This window comes from Ferroplasma sp. Type II (assembly GCF_000496155.1).
Map to the genome: position 1 here is coordinate 1,606 of NZ_KI542745.1, position 2,745 is coordinate 4,350.

General features: G+C 34.1%; 4 protein-coding genes. 2 read left to right on the forward strand and 2 right to left on the reverse strand.

Annotation, left to right across the window (positions count from 1 at the left end; all coding sequences use genetic code 11):
* Nucleotides 1–334, forward strand: a 334-nt coding sequence (locus tag AMDU4_RS09125; protein WP_290704838.1) for a hypothetical protein, incomplete at its 5' end; no start/stop codon positions are given.
* 2 nt (nt 335–336) lie between these two features.
* The gene (locus AMDU4_RS09130) at nt 337–1,257 is read left to right on the forward strand and encodes an ABC transporter ATP-binding protein (protein ID WP_290704841.1); all 921 of its coding nucleotides are present in this window, start codon (nt 337–339) and stop codon (nt 1,255–1,257) included.
* 794 nt (nt 1,258–2,051) lie between these two features.
* On the opposite strand, the gene AMDU4_RS09135 is transcribed toward AMDU4_RS09130, so the two are convergent.
* Together AMDU4_RS09135 and AMDU4_RS09140 are read right to left on the reverse strand one after the other, a co-directional pair.
* Nucleotides 2,052–2,273, reverse strand: coding sequence for a hypothetical protein (locus AMDU4_RS09135; protein WP_021787694.1), 222 nt, complete (start codon nt 2,271–2,273; stop codon nt 2,052–2,054).
* 275 nt (nt 2,274–2,548) lie between these two features.
* Nucleotides 2,549–2,745: hypothetical protein (locus AMDU4_RS09140; protein ID WP_021787696.1), on the reverse strand; the 197-nt coding region annotated here is incomplete at its 5' end.

Below are 2,745 nucleotides of genomic sequence, written 5' to 3' on the forward strand. Positions count from 1 at the left end.
TGGAATATTCAAGGGGCAATCAAGTGGAATAATTGTTTCGGTTCTGTTACTATTCCTGGGATTTCCCATAATAGACACATTTGTTGGCAGTATAGGAGGTTTAGATCCCGTATTTTCTCTTGATTTTGCCGGGGAGATTATGTACCTTATTTTTGATAACCCCTATCCAGCAGTTAAGGTTGTATCATCATCAGGTTTTCCACATAAAGTTGCAAGTACTTTTTATACATTTAGCCCCACTATAATGCAGGGTTTAGGTGTTATTACTGCATATATAGTAATATGCGGAGTAATTGCCATAATACTGTACTCAAGGAGGCAGATAGAGGGATAAACATGGAAATAACATTTAATAAAGTTACCAAGAAATATAGTAAATTCATGGCACTGGATGATGTTTCATTCAACTATAGTGGCCATGGGGCAATAGGATATCTTGGCCCTAACGGTGCCGGGAAAACCACAACTCTGAAAGTAATGACAAATTTATTGCGCCCTTCAGAAGGAACTGCCGAATTAAACGGGATAGATGTAAACAGGCACCCTAAAAAGGCACTGCAAAATGTGGGTTCCATGATAGAAACTCCCGTTCCTTACCCTTTCCTTACCGTGAAGGAATCACTGGAATTCGTGGGCGAATTGAGAGGTGTCGACAGAAAAACTATCCACTCAAAAATAGATGAATTCTATGATGGACTCAAACTACCCCCATTGACATCAAAAATGGGGCAACTGTCCAAGGGGCAAAGGCAGAGGGCTGTATTTGCATCTGTATTAATTTCTGACCCAGATATAATTATATTGGATGAACCCACCAGCGGGCTTGACCCATTTGAGAGAAAAATATTCAGGGATTATGTTCTGGAATTGAAAAAAACTAAACTGGTATTCCTTTCCTCACATATACTTTCTGAGGTTGCAGAAACATGTGATGATGCTGTTTTCATCAACCATGGTAAAATACTTAAACAGGGAAAAATAGGGGAAGTATCCCAGGAATTCAATACAAATGCGGTTTCCATAGAATTCCTCAGGCCGGTAGATGACAATATAATAAAAAATCTCCAGTCTATTGGAAATGGTTTAGTCAGGGCAGAGGGCAGAACAGCAGTGATAAAATTCTCAGGGAGTGAAGTAGACCGGGCAAAAATACTGGAAGATGCGGTTAAGCTTGCACCAATTATTTCATACACATCCTATGGATCAGATCTGGAATCGGCGTATCTATCCATACTGGGTGAAAAAAAATTACCTTAAAGTGTGATCAGTGTTAAGGAAATTTCCTGTTAGGAACTTTGGTAAGCCTTTCCAGATAGAAATGGGGGATTCAGAAAATTCTATTTCTCAGAATGTGACTTGTATAAATGGTCAGATGATAAAGCAATAATATACAAGCCTATATAAAATGTGATTTCCCAGATAATGTGCCTGAATTCTGGAGTATTTACAGGTAATTCATTGACTGTGCCTTTTCTTTAGTTTATGAATAATTATATCTCTTAATTGGCGGCAATATTGTCCGATAAAACTCTATACTTTATGAATCTCTTCCATGCCTTTTTTATTCAGCAATTTTGTCATTATTTATATGATTGCTGCAGAAATTCACAAATATAACTATATCTGGGCCTTATATTTATACACTAATGCAATTCTGATACCCAGAGATAGAATTAGGGCAAATAATGGATATAATATAAAGTCAGTAAATAATTGGTTGTATTGAATGGGAGAAACAACATTTAATAAAAGGAAATTAAGTACTATCGGAAAAATCAACTCATAAACCACTAATAATATAATTGCAATACTAAATATGAATACTATTTTTTTAAGTTCATTGGTATCTTATTTTTCATTGTAAATCACCATTGTATAAAATTACAGGATATGATCCGTAATTTTTAAGGTGTAAGAAGTGATATCAACGGTATAACTATCATGGGCGATATTAAAATAACCATAATTATTCTATATTTCCACGGTATCTTATTTTTCATTGTAAATCACCACTATATAAAATTACATTGGATGATCCGTAATTTTTAGGATCATTTTGTGATCCCTCTTTTTTTATTTAGTTTCGATACAACATATATTCCATATATATTTACACCCGCAACTGCGAAAGCAGAGAATGCCATGCCATACACTATTAATGAATTTTTCATCAAATTATAGGGTGTAAGGAGTGAGACCAACGGTATAATTATCACAGGCGATATTAAAATTTCAGAAATTATTACATATTTCAGCGGCATCTTATTCTTCATTGTAAATCACCACTATATAAAATTACATTGGATGATCCGTAATTTTTAAGGTCATTTTGTGACCCCTCCCTTTTTATTTAGTTTTGATGTAACATGCGCGAAATATATACTTACAGCAAGGATACTCAATTGAATAAACATTAAAACATAAATAAATAATGGATTGAACATCAAATTATACGGTGTAAAGAATGTGATGGGAAATGCACTTATCACAGGCAAGATTAAAATAACAATAATTATTACATATTTATATTTCATTTGCATCCTATTTTTCATTGTAAATCACCATTGTATAAAGTTACAGGACATGATCCGTAATTTTTAAAGTTATTTGGAACCTGATTAGATGGTGAATTTATCCATACATAATTACTCTGCCACCAAGAATGCGTGTAATAGAAAAATATACCATTATTTCCACCGTATTCATCGAATAGGGCAATTACAGTTTCACCTATACTCACGAGTG